The sequence below is a fragment of the Neorhizobium sp. LjRoot104 genome, from assembly GCF_964253725.1.
GTDB lineage: Bacteria > Pseudomonadota > Alphaproteobacteria > Rhizobiales > Rhizobiaceae > Neorhizobium.
Map to the genome: position 1 here is coordinate 4,265,688 of NZ_CAXURS020000001.1, position 22,340 is coordinate 4,288,027.

Genomic DNA, 22,340 nt, shown 5'->3' on the forward strand with positions numbered 1-22,340 from the left:
TTCCGCCTATAGCCGATCCTCATTGGCAAGTCAGTGGCTGATCGAGATAACTTAGCACTCCCGGCGGCGGCGTTGGAATTGGCGAGGCCCGCTGAACCGCCGAAACGATGTAGTCATCGATCGCAGAGTCACCTGAAGACCGTGTCACGGAAGCTCTCGTGACGTTGCCGCTACCGTCGAAATAGAAGCGCACGGTTACACTACCGGCACCGCTTCCGGGGCAACGGCGTGCATATCGCTGGATCTTCACACCCACGCGAGATTTCCACTTGGCCGGTGAGACCGACGGCGAGAAGAAGCCCGTGGAATTCTGGCTCGCCGCCGTCCGCTCCGATTGCTTGGTCTGGATCTTCGCTTCGGCCATGTCCGGCCGGGCCTGCTGCTGTTGTTGCTTCGGCTTCTGGACCTTCTTCACCGGCTCCTTTTTAGGCTCCGGCTTCTTCGGCTGTTCCGGCGGCTTTTCCGCGACCGGCGGCGGCATGGGCCGCACCGCCGGCAACGGCACTTCGACATTGTCCAGCGCCGCCGTCATCTGCTCGTCGATCGGCTTGATCTCCTCGATCGGTTCCGGCGGCGGTTCGGGGATGGTTTCGGTGACCTGGGGCTCCGGCTCCGGCGGCGGTTCCGCCACGGGCGGCTCTACCGGTTCGGGCTCGACCGGCTCCGCGACTTCCTGCGGCGGCGGTTCGACCGGTTGCTCGACGGGTTCGGCAGCCGGCTCCGGCTGCGGTTCCTCAATCGGCTCCGCCTGCTCGCTCATCACCTGTTCCTGCTCCTGCACGTCGGGAGAGATCTGCTCTTCCTCGGTATTGGCGGCTTCCGGCTCCGGTGCCAGCTCGATCATGATCGCCGCCGGAGGCGCGTTGTCGGCGGGCACTTCCGGCTGTTCGCGCATCAGATAGGCCGCGGCACCGAAATGCACCGTCAGCATCAGCAGCCCGGCCGCGCCCCACAGCGCCAGCTCGCCGACGCGTCCGCCCGGACCTGCCTGCGAGACGACGAGGCTCATGGATTGCCTCCGGCTGCCGGTAGGGCGGGTGCGGCCGCAGGAGCATTTCCGGCAGGCGTCGTCGCAGCTGGGGCGGCCGGCGCCGGCAGCGTTTCAAGCCCGACAAGCGCGATCTTGAGGTAGCCGGAATCGCGCAGCAGGTTCATGACCTCCATGAACTGGCCGTAGTCGACCGCCTTGTCGGCCCGCAGGAACACGCGGGTGTCCTTCTTGCCCTCGGTAACACGGTCGAGGGTTGCCGCCAGCTGCTCGCGCGCCACGGCGTCATTGCCGATATTGAGGCTCAGGTCTTCCTTGACCGTCAGGTAGAGCGGCTCGTCCGGCCGCTCCGCGGGCTTGGCGGTCGAGGCGGGAAGATCGACGTTGATATCGACGGTCGCCAGCGGCGCCGCGACCATGAAGATGATCAAAAGCACCAGCATGACGTCGATGAACGGCGTCACGTTGATCTCGTGGTTTTCGGAAAGCTCGTCGCCGTGCTGTTCGCGGATACCGCCGGCCATGTCAGCCTCCCGCCACCAGCGACACCGGCGCCTTGCGGCCGCCGGGAGGAACCTTGCGGAAATCGAGGTCGCGGCTCACCAGTCGCTCCACACCGGCTGCGGCATCCGCCAGCAGCTGCCGGTAGCCGGTGATCGAACGCGCGAAGACGTTGTAGATGACGACCGCCGGAATGGCCGCGACGAGGCCGATCGCGGTCGCAAGCAACGCTTCCGCGATGCCGGGAGCGACGACGGCAAGGTTGGTGGTCTGCGATTCGGAAATGCCGATGAAGGCGTTCATGATGCCCCAGACCGTGCCGAACAGGCCGACGAAAGGCGCGGTGGAGCCGATCGTCGCCAGCACCCCGGTGCCGCGCGACATGCGCCGGCCGGCATAGGCCTCGATGCGGGAAAGCGCCGAGCCGACCCGTTCCTTCACGCCGTCGCCATGGGCATGGTCGAGGGCGGCTTCGGAGAGCTGCATTTCTTCCGCCGCCGACCGCAGCATCAGCGCGGCGGGGCCACCGCGGCCTCCGGCGACGCCGACGGCGTCCGAAAGCGTGCGGGAGGCGCGGATGACCTTCAGCGTCCGTGCGGCGCGGCTGCGGGCGCCCGCGAGCTCCAGCGTCTTGGCGAGCCATACCGTCCAGGTCACCAGCGAGGCAAACGCAAGCCCGATCATCACGCTTTTGACGACCCAGTCCGCCGCCATGAACATGCCCCAGGGGGAAAGGTTGTGCGGCAGGTCCGAACGCTGCCCGGGCTCCAGGAATTGCGTGAACATGTCGATCGGCTGGCGCGCCGCCGGTGCCGGTGCCGGTGATGGTGCCGGTGCCTGGGTCGGGCTGGCAGGCGCGGGCTGCGCACTGTTGCTCGCCGGCACTTCCGCCGGAGCGGCGGGTTGCGGAGCGGAAGCTTCCGGCGGCGGGGCGGCGGAGTTGTTCGGCTCTGCGCCGGGCGCAGCGGCGGCTGGCACAGTAGCTGGTGAAGCTGCGGGCTCGTTCGGCGCCGTGCGGGAAGTTGTCGGCGCCGTCTGCGCGGCGGGAGCGGGGGCCGGGTGCGCACCGGAAGGCGAGGCCGCCTGCGGCGCGGGCGGTGCTTGCGTCGACGCATCCGGTGCCTGCACCTGCGCCATCACCGTCGAAGCCGTCAGTGCCAAGGCCGCGAGAACGAGCGGGAGCCGGCTCCTGATTGGCTGGCGCATCGGAAAAGCGGGCTTCAGGGCAGCGGTCATGGCAGGCATTACTCCGGACTATTCGGCATGGCGGACAGCGCTGAAGCGCTCGTCGGCAATGACGGAAACGGGACACCGGAACGCCGCCGGCCACTGCCGCCGGGTTCGCGATGTTGCAGCTACCGGATAATAAACATGAGTAGAATTGGCAACTAATAAATCTGCCAGCTGCCGATCAAATTCACGCGTGTCGGGGGCATTTGCCCCGTTCACGCGTGCAATGAGCGTCCGTTGCCTTGGAAAACCGGGCGAGCGGACGCGCCTAACGCGCCAGCCAGCCGCCATCGACCGGTAGAACGACACCATGCACGTAGTCGGATGCCGGCGAGGCGAGGAATACGGCGGCTCCGCCGAGTTCTTCCGGCTGGCCCCAGTGCCCGGCGGGAATACGGCTCAGGATCGCCGCGCTGCGATCGGGATCGTCGCGCAGCGCCTCGGTATTGTTGGTCGAGAAATAGCCGGGCGCAATGGCATTGACGTTGATGCCCTTGGCCGCCCACTCGCAGGCGAGCAGCCGGGTCAGGCCGGCAAGACCGCTCTTCGAGGCGGTATAGGAAGGGATGCGGATACCGCCCTGGAAGGAGAGCAGCGAGGCAATGTTGACGATCTTGCCGCCCTTGCCCTCGGTGATCAGCCGGCGTGCAAACGCCTGGGAGAGGAAGAACACGGTCTTCAGGTTGACGTCCATCACCGCGTCCCAATCGGCCTCGCTGAAATCGATCGCGTCGGCCCGGCGGATGATCCCGGCATTGTTGACGAGGATATCGGCACGCCCGGTCCATGCGACCGTTTCGCTGATGATCCGATCGACCGGTTCGAGCGTCGAAAGGTCCGCCTGGATCGACAGGCTGCGTCCGCCTGCCGCGCTGACCGCTCTTTCAGTCTCTGCCATCGAGGAGCGGCCGACCAGCGCCACGTCCGCGCCGGCCTGCGCCAGCGCCACGGATATTGCCTGGCCGAGGCCCGTATTGGCGCCGGTGACGATCGCCGTCTTGCCCGTCAGGTCGAATGAAATCGGCATGGTGTCCTCCTCCGGAACTGGAAAATGCGGATAAGGGTAGATGCTTACCGTCGCGAGCTCTCCGTTAGAAGCTGAAAATTTTTGTCAGGGTCAGGCCCCCAGTCCCCGCCGCCAGCTCCTCACGAGAAACCGGATACTCGAAATGTCAGGAGCCGCCCGTGAAGGTCACGGACGGCTCCTGTAATTGTTCGGGCTGTTGGCCAGAGATCACAGCGTACGCGTGATATGCTCCACGCGGAAGCATTCGATCGTATCGCCGACGCGCATGTCTTCGTAGTTCTCGAAGGCCATGCCGCACTCCTGACCCATCGGCACTTCGCCGACTTCGTCCTTGAAGCGCTTGAGCGTCTTGAGCTTGCCTTCGTGGACAACGACGTTGTCGCGGATAAGGCGGACGCCCGCTCCGCGCTCGACCTTGCCTTCGACGACGCGGCAACCCGCGACCTTGCCGACCTTGGTAATGTTGAACACTTCCAGGATCTCGGCATTGCCGATGAAGGTTTCGCGTCTTTCTGGCGAAAGAAGACCGGACATCGCCGACTTCACGTCATCCACCAGATCGTAGATGATGTTGTAGTAGCGGATCTCGATGCCGGAGCGCTCGGCGGCCGCACGGGCCTGGGCGTTGGCGCGCACGTTGAAGCCGATGATCGCCGCGTTGGAAGCCTCGGCAAGCGAGATATCCGATTCGGTGATGGCGCCGGCGCCCGAGTGAACGATGCGGGCACGGACCTCGTCGGTGCCGAGCTTGTCGAGCGATGCGATGATCGCTTCGATCGAGCCCTGCACGTCACCCTTGATGACCAGCGGGAATTCCTTGAAGCCGGTATCCTGCAGCTTGCTCATCATCTGTTCGAGCGAACCGCGCTGGCCGGACTGGCGGGCAGCCGCCTTGTCGCGGGCAAGACGCTGGCGATATTCGGAAATCTCGCGAGCGCGGCTTTCGTTTTCGACGACCGCGAACTTGTCGCCCGCAGCCGGCGTGCCGGAAAGGCCGAGCACTTCGACCGGGGTCGCCGGTCCGGCTTCCTTGACGTGGTCGCCCTTGTCGGTGACGAGCGCGCGAACGCGGCCCCACTGATCGCCGGCAACGATGATCTGGCCCGGCTTCAGCGTACCCTTCTGGACCAGGACGGTCGCAACCGCACCGCGGCCGCGGTCGAGCTGGGCTTCGATGACGGTACCTTCCGCCGTACGGCTCGGGTCGGCCTTCAGGTCGAGGATTTCGGCCTGCAGCAGCACGGCTTCGAGCAGCTTGTCGAGGTTCGTCTTGTTCTTGGCAGAAACCTCGACGTCGAGCACTTCACCGCCGAGCGATTCAACGAAGACCTCGTGCTGCAGAAGCTGCTGGCGGACCTTGTCCGGCTTGGCTTCGTGCTTGTCGATCTTGTTGATCGCCACGATGATCGGAACACCGGCCGCCTTGGCGTGGTTGATGGACTCGATCGTCTGCGGCATCACGCTGTCGTCTGCCGCGACCACCAGGATCGCGATATCCGTCGCCTGCGCACCGCGGGCACGCATCGCCGTGAAGGCGGCGTGGCCGGGCGTGTCGATGAAGGTGATCTTCTGGCCGTTCTGTTCCACCTGATAGGCGCCGATATGCTGGGTGATGCCGCCGGCTTCGCCGGAAACAACGTTGGCATGGCGGATGGCGTCGAGCAGCGAGGTCTTGCCGTGGTCGACGTGACCCATGATGGTGACGACCGGCGGGCGCGACACCATTTCGCCGGCATCGTCGGTCTTGTTGAAGATGCCTTCTTCGACGTCGGATTCCGAAACGCGCTTGACGGTATGGCCGAATTCTCCGGCAATGATCTCGGCGAGGTCGGCGTCGATGACGTCGCCCGGCTTCATCATCTGGCCTTCCTTCATCAGGTACTTGATGACGTCGACGGCGCGTTCGGACATGCGCTGCGACAGTTCCTGAATGGTGATGGTTTCCGGCAGGATGACTTCGCGCATGACCTTTTCGCGCGTTTCCTGCATCTGGCTGCGGCGGAACTTCTCCTGCCGGCGGCGGGTCGCGGCCATCGAACGGCCACGGGCGTTGCCGTCCTCGTCGGTGCTGACCGTGGTCACCGTCAGCTTGCCGCGGCGGCGTTCGTCCTCGGTCTTCGGGCGAGCCGGAACCTTGGCGGGAGCAGCGACGGGCACTCGGCCACGGCCGGGTGCGCCACGCGGCGGGCCGCGATCCTCGTCTTCCTCGTCGGCACCCTTGCGGCGGCCGGCAACCGGCAGTGCCGCAGGCGCGGCGCCGGGAGCTGCAGGCCGCGGAGCCTGGGGACGTGCCTCGCCCGGACGGGTCGCAGCGGCACCAGCGGCGCGTTCGACCGGCTTTTCGGCAACCGCGGGTGCAGGAGCCTCGGCCGGCGCGGGGACCTCGACCGGCTCGACCTTGGGTTCGGCGGCGCGGCGGGCAGCCTCGGCGGCTTCCTCGATCTTGCGGCGTTCTTCCTCGGCCTGGCGGCGAATCTCGTCTTCAGCGCGCTGCTTGGCCTCGATGACCTCGCGCGCCTGCGCTTCCATCAAGGCGCGGCGACGGGCTTCCATTTCGCCGGCGGAGAGGTCGTGCAACACGGCCCCGCCCTGACGCTGCTGCGGACGCTGCGGCTGGCTGGATTGCGGGCGCTGCGGCTGGCCGGACTGCTGCGGACGATTGGATTGCGCCGGGCGCTGGCTGTTCTGCGGCTGTTGCGGCCGCTGGTTCTGCGAACCCGGCTGGTGGACGCGTGCCGCGGGAGCGGCCGCTTGCGGCTGGGGCTGCGGCTGCGGCGGGCGCTGGGGAGCGGCCGGCTGTGCGACAGCCTCGACCACCCGCGGCGCGGGCGCCGGGGCTGCGGGGGTGATTGCCGGCTTCTCGTCGAGCGGCCGGGTCGGCCGCCGCTTCACTGTCTCGACGACGACGGCCTTGGTGCGGCCGCGACCCATGTCCTGCCGGACGGTACCCTGGCTCATCCCAGATGGCTTCAGTGTAAGGGTCTTCTTTACGCCGAGTGTCTTATCGTCTTTGTTGTCGGTCATTCCGTTCCTGTTCCTTCGGACAGGAACGGATGGAAGCCATCAGAACCCGTCGTTTAATCCGTACATATCGATGTGCGTCCGGCTAAAGCCGGTGACCGCGTCATTGTTTCGGCATGTCAGCGACACCTTTTGTCTGGGACAGACCGCCCACGCGGTACTGTTCAAGTAGGTTTGCGCGCTTCACTACACCCTCACCCGCCTGCCCCGCAAGCGCGCAAGCATGGATAAAAGCATTCTGGCCCATCACTTCGTCCAATTCCGCGCTCGTGAACAGCGAAAAGGACGGAATGTCTTCCCCGGTATTCGAACCGAGCTTCCAGGCCTTGCGGGCCTGGTCTATTTTCCGCACTCCATCGGCGGCCGCATCGGCCGCGTGGAACACTGCGAGTGCAGCGCCCGAGCGCACGGCGGCGTCCACCTTCGTGGCGCCGGTAACGAACTGGCTCGCCTTGCGCGCCATGTTCATCATGCCGACGAGATCGGCGGCGAGCAGGCGATCGACCAGCGCTCCGAGATCGGCATCCGCCTTCGCCTCGGCCTTGAGGGCCCGGGCGAAAAGCTTTTTCTGGACTGCCCGATCGACAAGCGACCGTTCAGCCTTGATCCAGCAGCCCCGCCCCGGGAGCTGGCGTTTCAGGTCGGGCACGACCGCGCCGTTCGGACCAGCCACGAAGCGGATCAGCGTTTCCGGCGATCCCGCCTCGCGGGTGACGATGCACGTACGGTCGTTCACGACGATCTCGCCCAGGTCATCATCGACAGGTCCGTCATCGTTATGGTCCGGCTCGTTCGCGAGCGGGATCATTCCTGCTCTACGGCGTCTGCCTCCTCCGCCTCAGCTTCCGGCTCGGCGCCCTTTGCGAGATCTTCCTCGGTGATCCAGCCTGCGGCGAGGCGGGCCTGGACGATCATGTTCTCAGCCTCGACGCGGGAAACGTCGAACTTCGAGAACAGGCCTTCGAACTTCTTGGTGACGCCGTCCTTGCGTTCGCTCCAGCCGACCAGGTCGTCGGCGGCGCAGCCGGCAAAGTCCTCGATCGTCTTGATGCCGTCCTCGCCGAGCGCGACGAGCATCTGGCCGTTCAGGCCGTCGATCTGGCGCAGTTCGTCCTCGACGCCGAGCTCCTTGCGCTTGGCGTCCATCTCGGCTTCGATCCGCTCCAGGTATTCGCGGGCGCGGGTCTGGATTTCGGTCGCGGTGTCTTCGTCGAAACCGTCGATCGAGGAGATTTCGTCGAGATCGACGTAGGCGAGTTCCTCGACCTGCGCAAAGCCTTCCGAAGCGAGCACCTGGCCGACCATTTCGTCGACGTCGAGCGCGTCCATGAAGAGGTTGGTGCGCTCGTTGAATTCCTTCTGGCGGCGCTCCGACTCTTCGGCTTCCGTCATGATGTCGATGTCCCAGCCGGTCAGCTGCGAGGCGAGGCGGACGTTCTGGCCGCGGCGGCCGATGGCGAGCGACAGCTGCTCGTCCGGAACCACGACTTCGATCCGCTCCGCATCCTCGTCGAGAACCACCTTGGCGACTTCGGCCGGCTGCAGCGCGTTCACGATGAACGACGCCGGATCCTGGGACCACGGAATGATGTCGATCTTTTCGCCCTGCAGTTCGCCGACGACGGCCTGGACGCGGGAACCGCGCATACCGACGCAGGCGCCGACCGGATCGATCGACGAGTCGTTCGAGATCACGGCGATCTTGGCGCGCGAGCCCGGGTCGCGGGCGACCGACTTGATCTGGATGATGCCGTCGTAGATTTCCGGCACTTCCATGGTGAACAGCTTCACCATGAACTGCGGATGGGTGCGCGACAGGAAGATCTGCGGGCCGCGCTGTTCGCGACGGACGTCATATACGTATGCACGGACGCGGTCGCCATAGCGCATGTTTTCGCGCGGGATCATTTCATCGCGGCGGATGATGCCTTCGCCGCGGCCGAGATCGACGATGACGTTGCCGTATTCGACGCGCTTGACGGTGCCGTTGATGATTTCGCCGACGCGGTCCTTGAACTCGTCGAACTGGCGGTCGCGCTCGGCTTCACGCACCTTCTGCACGATCACCTGCTTGGCAGACTGCGCGGCGATACGGCCGAAATCCATCGGCGGCAGCGGATCGGCGATGAAGTCGCCGATCTTGGCATCGACGTTGCGGTCGAGCGCGAGAGCCAACGGGATCTGCGTACCGTAGTCTTCGGCGTGCTCGACGACTTCCAGCAGGCGCTGGAGCCGGATCTCGCCGGTCTTGGAATTGATGTCGGCGCGGATATTGGTTTCCGAGCCGTAGCGGGAGCGGGCAGCCTTCTGGATGGCGTCGGCCATCGCAGCCAGCACGATCTCGCGGTCGATGACCTTTTCGCGGGCTACAGCATCCGCTATCTGCAGAAGTTCAAGCCGGTTTGCGCTCACTGCCATTGTCGTTGGTCTCCGTCATTCGCATGCTTGCGAGGGGGTGCTTCTCGGCACCGGGTTGGTTCGGTTATTCTTCGTCTTCTTCGCCGTTCTGGTTGGCGGCCTGTGCCTTGGCGAGCTTGTCGGCCCGAAGCGCGTCGCGGATCAGATCGTCGGTCAGAATGAGCTTTGCCTCGGCCAGCGCCGAAAACGGGATCGTCACCCGTGGTTCCTCGCCATAGGCGACCTGATCCCGCTCGATCGTGAAACCGTCCGCATCGCTTTCGGTAATCCTGCCGCGGAACCGCTTGCGATTGTCGATCATGATCGACGTTTCGCATTTGACCAGATGGTTCAGCCAGCGGGTGAAATCCGACTTGCGCACCATCGGGCGGTCGATGCCCGGCGAGGACACTTCCAGATGATACTCCCGATCGATGGGATCTTCTACATCCAGGACCGGCGAAATCGCCACGGATACGGCTTCGCAGCCCTCGACATCCATGGTCCCGTCGTTGCGCTCGGCCATGATCTGCAGCGTCGCGCCGTTCTGGTTCAGCATCCGCACGCGCACCAGGCGATAGTCCATGGCGGTCAGGACGGGCTCGATGATTTCGGCGACCCTGAGGTCAAGCCCGGTCTCGATGATGAGCCGCGGCTCGTGTTCGGTTTGCGGCATAAGCTCTCCGGCAATCATTGCCCCATGGCTGGGCCCAATGTCTGGGTTACAGTGATCGCCTAACAAAAAAGAGCGGGTCCGGTGGGGCCCACTCTTCATCGGACGATCAAGAATATGGGGTGCATATACGCTTTCGGCCCCCCGATTGCAAGAGTCGCATAATCTGGGGGTGGTACGGCTGGAATTTGCTTCCGCCGGGTCTATAACCGTTCGGAACGACGCACGAAAGAACGAGGACAAAGTGCCCGATCGGATATCGACCCTGGCTCCCTTCAGGCACCAAACCTTCAGAACCATCTGGATTGCCAGCCTCGCTTCCAATTTCGGCAGCCTGATCCAGGCGGTCGGCGCGGCGTGGATGATGACCTCGATCACCGATTCCGAGGACATGGTGGCGCTGGTCCAGGCCTCCACCGCGCTGCCGATCATGCTTTTTTCGCTGATCGCGGGCGCGCTTGCCGACAATGTCAACCGCCGGACCCTGATGCTGACGGCGCAGTTCTTCATGCTCGCCGTCTCGCTCACCCTGACGCTATTTGCTTATCTCGATCTCCTGACGCCCTGGCTGCTTCTGACATTCACCTTTCTGCTCGGCTGCGGCGTGGCGCTCAACAATCCTGCCTGGCAGGCCTCGGTCGGCGACATGGTGCCCCGCGAGGTGCTGCCGGCTGCGGTGACGATCAACAGCGTCGGCTTCAACATTACCCGCAGCGTCGGCCCCGCGATCGGTGGGGCGATCGTCGCGGCAGCGGGCGCGGCCGCAGCGTTCGCTGCCAATTCCATGAGCTATTTCGCGCTGATCTATGCATTGATCCGCTGGAAGCCGGAAGGCCGCGACAATGCGCTGCCGCGCGAGACGCTTCTGCGGGCGCTGTCGGCCGGGCTCGGCTACGTCGTCATGTCGCCGAACATTCTCAACGTGCTGTTCCGCGGCCTTGTCTTCGGCCTTTCGGCGAGCGCCGTCCTGGCGCTTCTGCCGATCGTCGCGCGAGACCTGGTCTCCGGCGGCCCGTTGACCTACGGCATCATGCTCGGTGCCTTCGGGGTCGGCGCCATCGCCGGGGCCATGGGCAATTCGCGGCTGCGCGAAAAGCTGTCGAGCGAGTCGATCGTCCGCCTGTCCTTTCTGGGTTTCGCAGCCAGTGCGGCGATCATCGGCCTGAGTTCAAGCACGCTGCTGACCGCGATCGTCCTCCTCGTGCCCGGCGCCTGCTGGGTGCTGGCTCTGTCGCTGTTCAACACGACGGTGCAGCTTTCGACGCCGCGCTGGGTCGTCGCCCGGGCGCTTTCCTTCTACCAGACGGCGACTTTCGGCGGCATCGCCGGCGGAAGCTGGGTGTGGGGCATCCTGTCCGACACGTTCGGGGTCTCGATCGCGCTGACATTGTCGAGCCTTGTCATGCTGCTTGGCGCCGTGATCGGCATGCGCCTGCCGCTGCCTCAGTTCAGCGACGCCAATCTCGACCCGCTCAACCGTTTCAACGTGCCGATGCTGAGCCTCGACCTGCAGCCCCGCAGCGGACCGATCGTCAATATGGTCGATTACATTATCGCCGACGAGGATGTCCCGGAATTCCTGGCGCTGATGTCGCAGCGACGCCGCATCCGTATCCGTGACGGCGCGCGGCAATGGGCGCTGATGCGCGATCTGGAACATCCGGAAATCTGGACGGAGACCTACCACACCGCGACCTGGGCGGATTACGTGCGTCACAACCAGCGCCGCACCCAGGCCGATGCCGAGGCCTGGGATGCGATCCGCGCGCTTCATCGCGGCGAGGAAGGCCCGCGCGTCCACCGGATGATCGAGCGCCAGGCGATCCCGCCGAGCGACGACATTTTCCACAAGTCGCCCCCCGACCTGCACCACTGACGCCAATGATTTCCTTCCGAAAAGCCCGTCGTTCAGATCTTCCCGCCATCATCGACCTGCTCGCGGACGATATGCTGGGCCAATCTCGCGAAGTCGTCTCCGATCCCGTCGATCCACGCTACGAGCAGGCCTTTGCGGCGATCGAGGCCGATGGAAACCAGCTTCTGGCGGTCGCCGTAGACGGAGAAGGCAAGGTCCTCGGCTGCCTGCAGCTTTCCTTCATCCCCGGCCTGTCGCGCGCCGGCATGTGGCGCGGCCAGATCGAGAGCGTGCGGGTCGCAGCCCGCGAACGCGGCACCGGGTTGGGTTCGCAGTGCATCGAATGGGCGGTGCAAAAGGCCGCCGAGCGCGGCTGCCAACTGGTGCAGCTCACCTCCGACAAGGCGCGGCCGGACGCCATCCGTTTCTATGAGAAGCTCGGCTTCATCGCCAGCCACGAGGGGCTGAAACGCAGCCTCTGACTACCTGATCTTGCCTTTCAGCGACGGATCGGGAAAACAGGTCGGCGCAAGCCCGTTCTTCGCCTGCCAGTCGCCGAGCGATCGGCGGGTCTTGTAGCCCGGCAGGCCATCGACATTGCCGACATCGTAGCCTTTGGCGACCAGTGCCTTTTGCATGGCGAGAACGTCGGAGCGCAGCATCTTGCCGACATCGCCCCAGGGTGCCTGGAACGGACCCGCACCGGAGGCGATCCGGTCGGCGAGATTGCCGATGAACAGCGCATAGAGATCGGAATTATTGTATTCCTTGATCACGTAGAAATTCGGCGTCACCACGAATTCCGGCCCGCTGCGCCCCGCCGGCACCAGCATCATGCCATCCGCCTTGAGATCGGCCGCGGGAAAGGCCTTGCCGGAAATGCGGGTTATGCCGGCCGCCGCCCAGGCCGAGATCGGCTTGGCGAGATCGGGGCCCTCCTGCGCGCAGGAGACCTTTGCGGGGATCGTCACCTCGAACCCCCAGTCGCGGCCGCGTTGCCAGCCTTCCTTCTGCAGGTAGTGGGCGATCGAGGCGAGCGCGTCCGGCACCGAATTCCAGATGTCGGGACGACCGTCGCCATCGAAGTCGACCGCATATTTCAGGTAGCTCGACGGCATGAATTGCGGCTGCCCGAGCGCACCGGCCCATGAACCCTTCATCGTCGCGGCATCGACATCGCCCCGTTCGATCATCTTCAGCGCCGCGATCAGCTCCTCGCGGAACATCTCCCTGCGTGTCGACATGAAGGCCTTCGTCGCCAGAACCTGGACGGCGGAATAGGGCATCCGCGCCCTGCCGAACCCGGATTCCCGGCCCCAGATGGCGACGACGATCTCGCCCGGCACGCCATAGGCCGCCTCGATTTTCTTCAGCGTCGCCGAATAGCTGTCCGCCAGCCCGCGTCCGGTGGCGGCCAGTCCCTGCAGCCGCTTTTCGGAAAAATAGGCGCCCGGCGAGGAAAACTCCGCCTGGCTCTGGTCCTGCTGCTTCGGCGGGGCAGTCCCCGGCGGGACGAGGTCCGGCAGGTCCCAGTTGAGCGTCACGCCCTGGAAAGCCGCTCTCAGCGTCTTCTCCGAAATCCCGGCCTTCCTGGCGGCAGGACCCAGATCGCCGGCGATCCATCGCTGGAACTGCTTTTCGACATCCGGCCGGTTCTGGGCGAGGGCGGGGAGGGGGAGGAGGGCCGTGATTGCAGCGAAAACCAATGCGACCGCTCGTCCTGCGGCACCCCCCTCTGTCCTGCCGGACATCTCCCCCTCAAGGGGGGAGATCGGATGAGGTGGGCTCCCTGCCCAAATCCCGGCAAGCGATATGAAGAGGTTTAGCAGGCGTCGCCTGACGGAGGCCGACGCATGTCTCAGTCGCATAAGAGGGAGCGGGGAGCGTGCCTCTTGCCGATCTCCCCCCTTGAGGGGGAGATCGCCGGCAGGCCAGAGGGGGGCGAGCTTGCTCATCGTTGTCCTCTTCAAACGCTAAATCACCGTCCGCGCCCGAAGCGCCGCCGTCAGCGTCCCTTCGTCGAGATAATCGAGTTCCCCACCCACCGGCACCCCATGCGCCAGCCGGGTGATCTTCACGTCGATGCCCGACAGCTGGTCGGTAATGTAATGCGCCGTCGTCTGCCCCTCGACCGTCGCGTTGACCGCGATGATGATCTCGCGGATGACGCCCTCGTTCACCCGGTCGATCAGCCCGCGGATGTTGAGGTCGTCCGGGCCGACGCCATCGAGCGGCGAAAGCGTGCCGCCGAGCACGTGATAGGCGGTGTTCATCGCGCCCGCCCGTTCCAGCGCCCAGAGGTCGGAGACGTCCTCGACGACGATCAGCATCGTCTGGTCGCGGCGGATATCGGTGCACACGGTGCAGGGATCGACCGTATCGACATTGCCGCAGCGCGAGCAGATCTTCACCTTGTCATAGGCCTCGCCCATGGCGCTCGAAAGCGGACCGAGCAGCTGTTCCTTCTTCTTGATCAGGTGCAGCGCCGCCCGGCGCGCCGAGCGCGGCCCGAGCCCCGGGACCTTTGCCAGAAGCTGGATGAGTTTTTCGATTTCGGGGCCGGTGACTCGCTTTGCCATTTTCTCCCTTTAGCCCATATGCTCCAAAAACGGAATCGCCGAAGGACCGCTCATGAAACTTCTCGCCATCTGCCTCGGGCATAAGGAAAAGCTGCCGGGCAAGAGTTTCAAGACCGGCATCTACAAGTCTGCCGTCAACGCCGCCGTCATGATCGACAGGCTCGGCCTCGTCGGCGATGCGGTCTGCAACACGAAACACCACGGCGGCGAGGACCAGGCGATCCTGCTCGAAGGGTCGCTGACGTTGGACTGGTGGGCGGCCAAGCTTGGCCGCGATCTAGCGCCCGGCACGTTCGGCGAGAACCTGATCGTCGAAGGCCTCGATAACCGCGAAGTCGCTGCCGGCGACCGTTTTTACGTCGGCGAAGTCGTTCTCGAAGCGAGCTGCGCCCGCTCCCCCTGCAATACGTTTGCGGTGAAGATGGGCGACCCGACATTCGTGAAGACCTATAAGAACGGCGGTCGCCCCGGCATCTATTGCCGGGTCATCCAGCCCGGCATGGTCTCGCCCGGCGATCCCGTACGCCACGAACCCTATGCCGGCGAGCGGGTGACGATCGCCGAAATGCTGGCGGCTGTCGGCAAACGTCTGTCGGACTCTGAGAGAGCCCGCTTCCTGGCCGCGCCCATCGGCCGCCGCTGGAGGCCGGTATTCGAGAACTAGCGCGTCGCGATCGCCGCCGCGGCACTTGCCATCGCGCCGGCCGAAACCCGGTTGGCGATCCTCACGGCCCGGGGGCTCTTCAGGAACTGGCGGGCCTTGGCGGCAAGCAGCACCCAGGCAAGGTCGACGACAACGAGAACCACGAACATCGCGGCGACCAGTTCCAGCCAGCCGGTCAGCATCACGCCGCCGAGATCGATGATCGACGGCAGCAGCGCCACATAGAACATCATGATCTTGGGATTGCCGAGCGTCACGGTGAGGCCGGCGAAAAACATTCTCAGCACCGAGCGATTTTCCGGAAGGTCTTCGCCGGAGCCGGCAGGTTCGGTGAACCACATCTTCCATGCGAGATAGAGGAGATAGGCGACGCCAGTCCACTTGATTGCCACGAAGACGACATGAAAGCTCTCGGCAATGGCGGCAAGACCCGCGACCGCAAACGAAAGCCACACGGCCTCGCCGACCCACATCGCCGCGAGAAACGGCAATACGTCGCGATAACCCTTGGACAGAACGCGCGCCACGAGCGCGGCTATGCTGGGACCAGGCGAACCTGCGGCGACGAAAAGTGCCGCCGCGAAAACCAGAAGCGATGTCAGCGTCATCGGAACCTCCCTATTCCATCAGGCGATGATCAGAACGGCATCTTGAAACCGGGCGGGATCGGCAGGCCGGCGGTCAGTTCCTTGGTCTTTTCGGCGGCGATCGCCTCGGCGCGCTCCTTGGCGGCCTTGTGGGCGGCGACGATCAGGTCCTCGAGGATCTCGACATCGTCTTCCTTGAACAGCGACGGATCGATCTTCAAGGCCAGCATGTCGCCCTTGCCGTTGAGCCGCACGGTCACCAGCCCGCCGCCGGATGTGCCTTCGACGTCGAGAGCGGCGATTTCCGCCTGCATCTGCTCCATCTTGGCCTGCATTTCCTTGACCTTGCCCATCATGCCCATGATGTCGCGCATCTCGACTGTCCTCTTCTCTTATAGCTCGATGTCGTCGCCGGGCAGGATGTCGCCCTCTTCGGATTCCGCGGTCGCCGGAGCCGGCAGGTCCTCGGTCTCATCCTCTTCCGCCGCGCGGATGCGCACGTCGGTGATCCTGGCGCCCGGGAACTGCGCGAGGATCGCCGCCACGTCGGGATCGGCGCGGGCGTCGGTGAACTGCGCTTCCCGGACGCTCTTTTCGGATTCGACCAGCGTCGGCTCCCCGGCCTCGTTGCTGAGCGTCACCCACCAGGTGATCCCGGTCCATTCCTCCAGCCGCGCCTTCAGGTCGCCGGCAATCGTCTTCGGCGCGTCGCCGGAAAGATTGATCTCCAGCCGGCCCGGTTCGATCTTCACCAGCCGCACGAAATTGCGCAGCAGCGCCTTCAGCCGCGGATCGCGGTTCTTGGAGCAGAGATCGGCGATATCCGAGAGCGAATTGACCGGCACTTTCGGGACGGGCTTTTCGGCCGGCTGTTCCTCCACGCGGCCGACGGGCATTTCCCGCGGCGTCGTATTCGGCACGGCCTGCAGCATGGCGGTTGGACCGCCGGAAGGAAGGCGCCCGCCCGCCATCTCGGTGCCGCGGGCATTGACCGGCGACTGCGGCGCAGAGACCGGCCGGCTTCCACCACCACCGGCGCCATTGCCGTTCGGAGCCGGCGCCCGCTGGCCGTCGCCGTTGGAAAAATCCGCAAGCCTGCGGGCGGCGTCTTCCGGTGAGGGAAGATGGGCCGCATGCGTCAGCCGGATCAGCACCATTTCGGCAGCCCCTGCGGGCCGCGAGGAGTTTTCCGCTTCCGGAATGCCCTTCAAGAGCATCTGCCAGATGCGCGACAGCGTGCTGACCGCGACGCCCTCGGCAAATTCCCGGCCGCGCACGCGTTCCACTTCGCTGATCGAAGGATCGTTGGCGGCATCCGGGATATATTTGAAACGGGTGGTCAGATGGGTGAAGTCGGCAAGGTCGGTCAAGACCACGACCGGATTGGCACCGGCCTCGTATTGCGCCGTGAATTCCGAAAGCGCCGCCGTCACGTCGCCGCGCAGGATATGTTCGAAAAGATCGACGATGCGGGCGCGGTCGGCCAGTCCCAGCATGCCGCGCACTGTCTCGGCAACGACGCTGCCGCCGCCATGGGCGATTGCCTGGTCGAGCAGCGACAGGCCATCGCGGGCCGAACCTTCCGCCGCACGCGCGACCATCGCAAGCGCCTCCGGCTCGGCCGGAATGCCTTCCTTCTCGAGGATCGTCGTGAACAGGCCGACCAGGTCGGCGGCGCTGATGCGGCGCAGGTCGAAGCGCTGGCAGCGCGACAGCACGGTGATCGGAACCTTGCGGATTTCGGTCGTCGCGAAGATGAATTTCACATGTTCCGGCGGCTCTTCGAGCGTCTTCAACAGGCCGTTGAAGGCCTGCGTCGAGAGCATGTGCACTTCGTCGATGATATAGACCTTGTAGCGCGCCGAGACCGGGCGGTAGCGCACCTGCTCGATGATCTCTCTGATATCGTCGATGCCGGTATGCGAGGCGGCGTCCATCTCGATCACGTCGACATGCCGGCCCTCCATGATCGCCTGGCAATGTTCGCCGGGGATCCTGAGGTCGATGGTCGGCTTGTCGATGTCTGAAGTCTTGTAGTTCAGCGCGCGGGCGAGGATGCGGGCGGTCGTCGTCTTGCCGACCCCGCGAACCCCGGTCAGCATATAGGCCTGGGCGATGCGGCCGGTCTCGAACGCGTTGGTCAGCGTTCTGACCATCGGCTCCTGGCCGACCATCAGGTCGGAAAAATCCTTGGGGCGGTATTTGCGGGCGAGCACCCGGTATCCGCTGCCTGTGGCGGGGTTGGCGGCGGAAGTGCTTGAAGATGTAGGCCCGGTATCGCTCATTCAGTCCTGCCAGCCTGCGCGGGCCAATCCTGAGCACGGTCTTGACCGGGCCGGAAGCTGACCAAGATGGTAGTACAAGTAAAAGGGTGGGAGGCTGGCACGGCGACCCGTGCCTGGCTCGTTAGGGCTGCTTCCTTCCGGACCTGACCCGGTTGGCGAGTGGCTCGTCCACCACCAACCTCCCGCATCCCATATCGTCAATAACGCTTCCAAATGCAAGCCAACCCTGTAAAAAACTGCTATCGAACAGAAAAACAAGGGAGGAAAGTTTGAGCGAATTCGAACTGGACGGCAGGATTGCCCGCGATTCCGATCTTGTGACGGAGCTCACCCTCTGCCAGCTCCGCATCCAGAACGACAGCCGCTGGCCCTGGCTGGTCATGGTGCCTGAGCGTCCCGGCATGACCGAGATTTTCGACCTTTCGCCGGCAGAACAGGCGCTGCTCTCCACCGAGGTCAACAGGGTGGCCGGCGCCCTGAAGACCGTGACCGGCGCCACCAAGATCAATGTCGGCGCGCTCGGCAATATCGTCCGCCAGCTGCATGTCCATGTCATTGCAAGGTTCGAGGGCGACGCGAACTGGCCCGGCCCCATCTGGGGATTCGGCCAGGCGCAGCCTTACGGCGAATCGCAGAAGCAAGATTTCCTCAACAAACTGGTTGAAGCCCTTTCATGACCGTAACCCTTTTCGACACCGACGCACCCCATCCCGAACCGAGCACGCTGACGGCTTTTTCCGGCAACAAGCTGGATCGCCGGGCCGAATACAGAGAGGACGACTGCGTCGAAAAGGCGCTTGCGGTGGAAGGCGCCCATATCCTCGCCTTCACCGGCAGCCGGGTCATCCTCAAGCATGACAGTCAGATCCTCGATCCGCTGTTTTCGCCCTATGAGCTTGCAGAACTGAAGCCGGATTTCGACAATGCCGTACTGCTCGGCTATCACGAGACCGGCGAGCCGCGTATCGCCGTCCCGGTGCTGATCCCGGCCGAGGAACTGGCAGGCCACTACAAGCCGACGGAAGCCCGGGCGCTTTTCCGCGACCAGCTGATCGAAGGCGAACTGCAGGGCGAGATCGCCCAGGCGGTTGCACTGCTCAACTGGAATGCCGCCAACAGGTTCTGCGGCAAATGCGGCTCGCCGACCGACACCAGGATCGGCGGTTACAAGCGGGTCTGCACCCAGTGCCAGCACATGACCTTTCCGCGCACCGACCCCGTGGTGATCATGCTCACCATCGATACCGAGCGCGACCGCTGCCTGCTCGGCCGCAGCCATCATTTCCAGGAGGGCATGTATTCCTGCCTCGCCGGCTTCGTGGAGCCGGGCGAGACGATCGAGGATGCGGTGCGCCGCGAAACCTTCGAGGAATCCGGCATCGAGACCGGGCGGGTGCGCTACCACGCCTCGCAGCCCTGGCCGATGCCGCATTCGCTGATGATCGGCTGTTACGCCGAGGCGAAATCCACCGAGATCAGGATCGATCCGCAGGAAATGGCCGATGTCCGCTGGTTCGGGCGGGCCGAGGCTGCCGCCATGCTCGATGCCGGCCCGGACGCCCCGCTTTTCGCCCCGGTCAAGGGCGCGATCGCCCACCGCCTGCTCCGCGACTGGATCGAGTGGGGTGACGAACGGTCAAGCGAAGCTTGAGCAATCGATCCAGTGAATCGATTGCAGTGAGGAACGCCCGGAGCGCAAGCGGAGGGCCGGGCGGTCAGGCAAACTCGACGCAATGACCCGAGGCAGAGCCGCAATGCCTCAGGCCGCCGAATGACAAAGACAGGGGGCACAACCTCATGACCGTTGCCCGCTCCGAGCGTCTTCTGGCGCTTCTCCAGACGCTCCGGCGTTACCGACAGCCGGTCAGCGGCGCCAAACTCGCCGCCGAAACCGGCGTCAGCCTGCGCACCCTCTACCGCGATATCGCCAGCCTGCAGGCTCAGGGCGCCTTCATCGAAGGCGAGGCGGGTCTCGGCTACGTGCTGAGGCCCGGCTTCATGCTGCCGCCGATGATGTTTTCGGAAGAAGAGATCGAGGCGCTGGTGCTCGGCTCGCGCTGGGTGGCGAAGACCGCCGATCCGCGGCTTGCCGCCGGCGCCGTCGATGCGCTCGCCAAGATCGCCGCCGTGCTGCCGCCGGACCTCAGGCAGGAACTCGATAATTCGACGCTGCTTGTCGGCACGCCGCGGCGAAGCGAGGGCGTGGCCGATCTCGCTCTCATCCGCAGGGCGATCCGCGCCGAACATGTTCTCGAACTCGCCTACCAAGACGAAAAGGGGGCGTTGACCCGTCGGAACGTCTGGCCGTTCGCGCTCGGCTTCTTCGACAGCGTCCGGGTCGTGATCGCCTGGTGCGAACTGCGGCAGGACTTCCGCCATTTCCGCACCGACCGCATTGCGTCAGCGGTTTCGACGGAAAGGCGCTATCCGCGCCGCCGGCCAGTCCTGCTCAAGGAGTGGCGGCAGGCCGAGGGAATTCCGCCTCAGCCATGAATGCTGCTGCCATTATCTGACAGTAGCATCCGATATTTCCGGTCAGTCCCAACCAAGAGCAATTCTCGCGAAGGGAATTGCGTCACAAGGAGAACTGACATGATCCACCCCGATTTCACCATCCTCTTCGTCGACAACCCGCTCGTCAGCGCGGATTTCTACCAGGCCCTTTTCGGCACCGAACCCGTGGAAAAATCCCCGACCTTCGTGCTCTTCGTGCTGAAAACCGGCATCAAGTTCGGCCTGTGGTCGCGCCACACCGCTGAACCTTCGGTGAAGGGCGGGCCCGGCGGCTCGGAGGTCTGCTTCAAACTTGATCATGCTGCCGGCGTGGACAAGACCTATGCCGACTGGACGGCTCGCGGCCTGCGCGTGCTGCAGACACCGGTGGAAATGGATTTCGGCTACACCTTCGTCGTCACCGATCCGGACGGGCACCGGTTGCGGGTCTATGCGATGAGCGCGGCGTAAGCGCGTGAACCAGTAAATGCCCCTCATCCGCCTGCCGGCACCTTCTCCCCGTCGAGACGGGGAGAAGGACCAAGCCGCACTGCCTTTCCGCGATCTCGACCTTGTGCAGGGCAAGTCCCCTCTCCCCGTAAAACGGGGAGAGGGTTAGGGTGAGGGGCAAGATCCAAGCTCTGTGGATCGCAATTTCAATGTCTTGCCCAGAATTTCATCCCCGCCCCTCAACCCCGTGCCTACAATCCACCCGTCCCGTTTCGGCTACACCGGCCCGCATGACCGGCGAGGCGGGACCGGTGCCCTGGCGATCTGCCGTCATGCAGGTGGGCCGTCAGGGGCTGCGCAGAAAATGGTCTCCCTCTCGCCTCAAGGCGGGGCGTGCGTGTGTCGCACACAACCCGGTATGGCATCCGCAAGGACGTAAGCCCATGCCGCCGCAGAGGAACCGGAGTTGCGCGGATAAACACACCGAACGGGGCACGTCGCGTGTCACCTAAACTAATTTATACGAGGCACACGACGTGTCCCGGCCGAACTGAAAACCGCGAAAACACCAAGGGGTTATTATGCCCAGCCGTGAGCTTCCGAGTCGATTGCATCTCCTCCTGCATGGTGCACTCCCGGCACGTCGCCGTTGCTCAGCGCGTTCGAGGCTCGAAACGCTCCGCCGGAGCGTTTTGCCGGCTAAAGGCCGTCGCCTCTCACCCCTTCTGCAGCGCCCCGCGCATCGGGTGGCCCTTATAGGTGCCCAGAACCCTGACCTTCTCGGAGAAGAACCGCAGCTCCTCCAGCGCCCGGCGCACCGGCGCGTCGTCCGGGTGGCCTTCGATATCCGCGTAGAACTGCGTCGCCACGAACTTGCCGCCGAGCTGGTAGCTTTCGAGCTTGGTCATGTTGATGCCGTTGGTCGCGAAACCGCCCATCGCCTTGTAGAGCGCCGCCGGAATGTTGCGGACGTTGAACACGAAGGTGGTGACCAGCACCTCGTCGGCATTGTTCCGCTGCACCCATTTTTCATCGCGGGAAAGCACCACGAAGCGGGTGACGTTGTCGTCGCGGTCCTCGACATTCTCGGCCAGGATCTCGAGACCGTAAAGATCGGCCGCAAGCCGCGGCGCGAGAGCCGCCATCGTCCGGTCGCCCTTTTCGGCCACCATCTTGGCGGAGCCGGCCGTGTCGCCCGCGACGACCGCCTTCCAGCCGTTCGAGCGGATGATCTTGCGGCACTGTCCGAGCGCGTGGATATGGCTGTGGACGGTGCGGATCTCTTCGCGAGTCACGCCGGGCAGCACCATCAGCTGGAAGCGGATCGGCATGAAATATTCGCCGATGATATGCAGCCGCGATTCCGGCAGGAGGTGATGGATGTCGGCGACGCGACCGGCGATGGTGTTCTCGATCGGGATCATCGCCAGGTCCGCATCGCCGTTTTCGAGCGCCTGGAACGCGTCCTCGAAGGTCGGGCAGGGCAGCGGTTCCATGGTCGGGAACATGTCGCGGCAGGCCATGTCGGAATTGGCGCCGAAATCGCCCTGGAAGGCGATGCGATTGGTGAGTGCGTTCATGGGGTTATCC

General features: G+C 64.6%; 21 protein-coding genes and 1 other RNA gene. 7 read left to right on the plus strand and 15 right to left on the minus strand.

The genetic code is table 11. The features are described from left to right. Positions 1 to 19 precede the first annotated feature (19 nt). The 8 genes from ACSQ8R_RS20810 to rimP form a co-directional block, all read right to left on the minus strand. Positions 20 to 1,009: an energy transducer TonB family protein gene (locus ACSQ8R_RS20810; protein WP_436255118.1), complete on the minus strand. Its 990-nt coding sequence runs from the start codon at positions 1,007 to 1,009 to the stop codon at positions 20 to 22. Next, positions 1,006 to 1,512, minus strand: coding sequence for a TonB system transport protein ExbD (gene exbD / locus ACSQ8R_RS20815; RefSeq protein WP_436255119.1), 507 nt, complete (start codon positions 1,510 to 1,512; stop codon positions 1,006 to 1,008). Before exbD ends, ACSQ8R_RS20810 begins: the two co-directional genes overlap by 4 nt. Before the next feature lies 1 nt (position 1,513). After that, positions 1,514 to 2,626, minus strand: a complete 1,113-nt coding sequence (exbB, locus tag ACSQ8R_RS20820) for a tonB-system energizer ExbB (RefSeq protein ID WP_436255535.1) — start codon at positions 2,624 to 2,626, stop codon at positions 1,514 to 1,516. Between the two features lie 361 nt (positions 2,627 to 2,987). Continuing rightward, on the minus strand, positions 2,988 to 3,746 hold the full coding sequence (gene kduD, locus ACSQ8R_RS20825) for a 2-dehydro-3-deoxy-D-gluconate 5-dehydrogenase KduD (protein ID WP_436255120.1): 759 nt from the start codon (positions 3,744 to 3,746) through the stop codon (positions 2,988 to 2,990). A 207-nt stretch (positions 3,747 to 3,953) separates the two neighbouring features. After that, positions 3,954 to 6,770 carry a translation initiation factor IF-2 gene (gene infB / locus ACSQ8R_RS20830; RefSeq protein ID WP_436255121.1) on the minus strand — a complete coding sequence of 939 codons (2,817 nt, stop codon included), beginning with the start codon at positions 6,768 to 6,770 and terminating at the stop codon, positions 3,954 to 3,956. Between the two features lie 100 nt (positions 6,771 to 6,870). After that, positions 6,871 to 7,575 (minus strand): RNA-binding protein, encoded by a 705-nt coding sequence (locus ACSQ8R_RS20835; protein ID WP_436255122.1) that lies wholly within the window; start codon positions 7,573 to 7,575, stop codon positions 6,871 to 6,873. Next, positions 7,572 to 9,185, minus strand: coding sequence for a transcription termination factor NusA (nusA, locus tag ACSQ8R_RS20840; protein ID WP_436255123.1), 1,614 nt, complete (start codon positions 9,183 to 9,185; stop codon positions 7,572 to 7,574). Before nusA ends, ACSQ8R_RS20835 begins: the two co-directional genes overlap by 4 nt. A gap of 64 nt (positions 9,186 to 9,249) precedes the next feature. Next, positions 9,250 to 9,840: a ribosome maturation factor RimP gene (gene rimP / locus ACSQ8R_RS20845; protein WP_436255124.1), complete on the minus strand. Its 591-nt coding sequence runs from the start codon at positions 9,838 to 9,840 to the stop codon at positions 9,250 to 9,252. 241 nt (positions 9,841 to 10,081) lie between these two features. Between rimP and ACSQ8R_RS20850 the strand changes: the two genes are divergently transcribed. Then, on the plus strand, positions 10,082 to 11,713 hold the full coding sequence (locus ACSQ8R_RS20850; protein ID WP_436255125.1) for an MFS transporter: 1,632 nt from the start codon (positions 10,082 to 10,084) through the stop codon (positions 11,711 to 11,713). 5 nt (positions 11,714 to 11,718) lie between these two features. Beyond that, on the plus strand, positions 11,719 to 12,174 hold the full coding sequence (locus tag ACSQ8R_RS20855; protein WP_436255126.1) for an N-acetyltransferase family protein: 456 nt from the start codon (positions 11,719 to 11,721) through the stop codon (positions 12,172 to 12,174). Here the strand turns inward: ACSQ8R_RS20855 and ACSQ8R_RS20860 are convergent, their stop codons facing one another. Beyond that, the gene (locus ACSQ8R_RS20860) at positions 12,175 to 13,443 is read right to left on the minus strand and encodes a lytic murein transglycosylase (protein WP_436255127.1); all 1,269 of its coding nucleotides are present in this window, start codon (positions 13,441 to 13,443) and stop codon (positions 12,175 to 12,177) included. Between the two features lie 222 nt (positions 13,444 to 13,665). Continuing rightward, entirely contained in the window at positions 13,666 to 14,271 is a 606-nt protein-coding gene (recR, locus tag ACSQ8R_RS20865; RefSeq protein WP_436255128.1) for a recombination mediator RecR, read from the minus strand. Positions 14,272 to 14,323: 52 nt separating this feature from the next. Here recR and ACSQ8R_RS20870 point away from each other — a divergent pair, with 52 nt between their 5' ends. Beyond that, the gene (locus tag ACSQ8R_RS20870) at positions 14,324 to 14,935 is read left to right on the plus strand and encodes an MOSC domain-containing protein (protein ID WP_436255129.1); all 612 of its coding nucleotides are present in this window, start codon (positions 14,324 to 14,326) and stop codon (positions 14,933 to 14,935) included. Here ACSQ8R_RS20870 and ACSQ8R_RS20875 read toward each other — a convergent pair. From ACSQ8R_RS20875 to ffs, 4 genes are all read right to left on the minus strand, one after another. Beyond that, positions 14,932 to 15,543: a LysE family translocator gene (locus ACSQ8R_RS20875; RefSeq protein ID WP_436255130.1), complete on the minus strand. Its 612-nt coding sequence runs from the start codon at positions 15,541 to 15,543 to the stop codon at positions 14,932 to 14,934. The two genes, ACSQ8R_RS20870 and ACSQ8R_RS20875, sit on opposite strands and share 4 nt — an antisense overlap. A gap of 29 nt (positions 15,544 to 15,572) precedes the next feature. Next, the gene (locus tag ACSQ8R_RS20880; protein ID WP_436255131.1) at positions 15,573 to 15,896 is read right to left on the minus strand and encodes a YbaB/EbfC family nucleoid-associated protein; all 324 of its coding nucleotides are present in this window, start codon (positions 15,894 to 15,896) and stop codon (positions 15,573 to 15,575) included. 18 nt (positions 15,897 to 15,914) lie between these two features. Then, positions 15,915 to 17,807 carry a DNA polymerase III subunit gamma/tau gene (locus ACSQ8R_RS20885; RefSeq protein ID WP_436255132.1) on the minus strand — a complete coding sequence of 631 codons (1,893 nt, stop codon included), beginning with the start codon at positions 17,805 to 17,807 and terminating at the stop codon, positions 15,915 to 15,917. Positions 17,808 to 17,893: 86 nt separating this feature from the next. Continuing rightward, positions 17,894 to 17,990, minus strand: an RNA gene (gene ffs, locus ACSQ8R_RS20890) — signal recognition particle sRNA small type. Between the two features lie 86 nt (positions 17,991 to 18,076). Here ffs and ACSQ8R_RS20895 point away from each other — a divergent pair. The 4 genes from ACSQ8R_RS20895 to ACSQ8R_RS20910 all read left to right on the plus strand — a co-directional run bounded on the left by ACSQ8R_RS20895 (position 18,077) and on the right by ACSQ8R_RS20910 (position 20,771). Then, a complete protein-coding gene (locus ACSQ8R_RS20895) occupies positions 18,077 to 18,484 on the plus strand; it encodes an HIT domain-containing protein (protein ID WP_436255133.1) in 408 nt (135 codons plus the stop codon). Then, positions 18,481 to 19,458, plus strand: coding sequence for an NAD(+) diphosphatase (gene nudC / locus ACSQ8R_RS20900; protein ID WP_436255134.1), 978 nt, complete (start codon positions 18,481 to 18,483; stop codon positions 19,456 to 19,458). Before ACSQ8R_RS20895 ends, nudC begins: the two co-directional genes overlap by 4 nt. 146 nt (positions 19,459 to 19,604) lie before the next feature. Then, complete coding sequence (locus tag ACSQ8R_RS20905) at positions 19,605 to 20,300, plus strand: helix-turn-helix transcriptional regulator (protein ID WP_436255135.1); 696 nt, start codon at positions 19,605 to 19,607, stop codon at positions 20,298 to 20,300. Positions 20,301 to 20,399: 99 nt separating this feature from the next. Continuing rightward, the gene (locus ACSQ8R_RS20910) at positions 20,400 to 20,771 is read left to right on the plus strand and encodes a VOC family protein (protein WP_436255136.1); all 372 of its coding nucleotides are present in this window, start codon (positions 20,400 to 20,402) and stop codon (positions 20,769 to 20,771) included. A 695-nt stretch (positions 20,772 to 21,466) separates the two neighbouring features. Here the strand turns inward: ACSQ8R_RS20910 and ACSQ8R_RS20915 are convergent. Next, positions 21,467 to 22,330, minus strand: coding sequence for a prephenate dehydratase (locus ACSQ8R_RS20915; protein ID WP_436255137.1), 864 nt, complete (start codon positions 22,328 to 22,330; stop codon positions 21,467 to 21,469). Positions 22,331 to 22,340 lie beyond the last annotated feature (10 nt).

Bases quoted from the DNA above. Each gene is read 5' to 3' on its own strand.
- kduD (WP_436255120.1), bottom strand. From the start codon at position 3,746: ATGCCGATTTCATTCGACCTGACGGGCAAGACGGCGATCGTCACCGGC.
- recR (WP_436255128.1), bottom strand. From the start codon at position 14,271: ATGGCAAAGCGAGTCACCGGCCCCGAAATCGAAAAACTCATCCAGCTT.
- ACSQ8R_RS20880 (WP_436255131.1), bottom strand. From the start codon at position 15,896: ATGCGCGACATCATGGGCATGATGGGCAAGGTCAAGGAAATGCAGGCC.
- rimP (WP_436255124.1), bottom strand. From the start codon at position 9,840: ATGCCGCAAACCGAACACGAGCCGCGGCTCATCATCGAGACCGGGCTT.
- nusA (WP_436255123.1), bottom strand. From the start codon at position 9,185: ATGGCAGTGAGCGCAAACCGGCTTGAACTTCTGCAGATAGCGGATGCT.
- ACSQ8R_RS20810 (WP_436255118.1), bottom strand. From the start codon at position 1,009: ATGAGCCTCGTCGTCTCGCAGGCAGGTCCGGGCGGACGCGTCGGCGAG.
- ACSQ8R_RS20835 (WP_436255122.1), bottom strand. From the start codon at position 7,575: ATGATCCCGCTCGCGAACGAGCCGGACCATAACGATGACGGACCTGTC.
- exbB (WP_436255535.1), bottom strand. From the start codon at position 2,626: ATGGCGCAGGTGCAGGCACCGGATGCGTCGACGCAAGCACCGCCCGCG.
- ACSQ8R_RS20860 (WP_436255127.1), bottom strand. From the start codon at position 13,443: ATGTCCGGCAGGACAGAGGGGGGTGCCGCAGGACGAGCGGTCGCATTG.
- ACSQ8R_RS20915 (WP_436255137.1), bottom strand. From the start codon at position 22,330: ATGAACGCACTCACCAATCGCATCGCCTTCCAGGGCGATTTCGGCGCC.
- ACSQ8R_RS20870 (WP_436255129.1), top strand. From the start codon at position 14,324: ATGAAACTTCTCGCCATCTGCCTCGGGCATAAGGAAAAGCTGCCGGGC.
- ACSQ8R_RS20885 (WP_436255132.1), bottom strand. From the start codon at position 17,807: ATGAGCGATACCGGGCCTACATCTTCAAGCACTTCCGCCGCCAACCCC.
- exbD (WP_436255119.1), bottom strand. From the start codon at position 1,512: ATGGCCGGCGGTATCCGCGAACAGCACGGCGACGAGCTTTCCGAAAAC.
- infB (WP_436255121.1), bottom strand. From the start codon at position 6,770: ATGACCGACAACAAAGACGATAAGACACTCGGCGTAAAGAAGACCCTT.
- ACSQ8R_RS20875 (WP_436255130.1), bottom strand. From the start codon at position 15,543: ATGACGCTGACATCGCTTCTGGTTTTCGCGGCGGCACTTTTCGTCGCC.
- ACSQ8R_RS20910 (WP_436255136.1), top strand. From the start codon at position 20,400: ATGATCCACCCCGATTTCACCATCCTCTTCGTCGACAACCCGCTCGTC.
- ACSQ8R_RS20855 (WP_436255126.1), top strand. From the start codon at position 11,719: ATGATTTCCTTCCGAAAAGCCCGTCGTTCAGATCTTCCCGCCATCATC.
- ACSQ8R_RS20905 (WP_436255135.1), top strand. From the start codon at position 19,605: ATGACCGTTGCCCGCTCCGAGCGTCTTCTGGCGCTTCTCCAGACGCTC.
- nudC (WP_436255134.1), top strand. From the start codon at position 18,481: ATGACCGTAACCCTTTTCGACACCGACGCACCCCATCCCGAACCGAGC.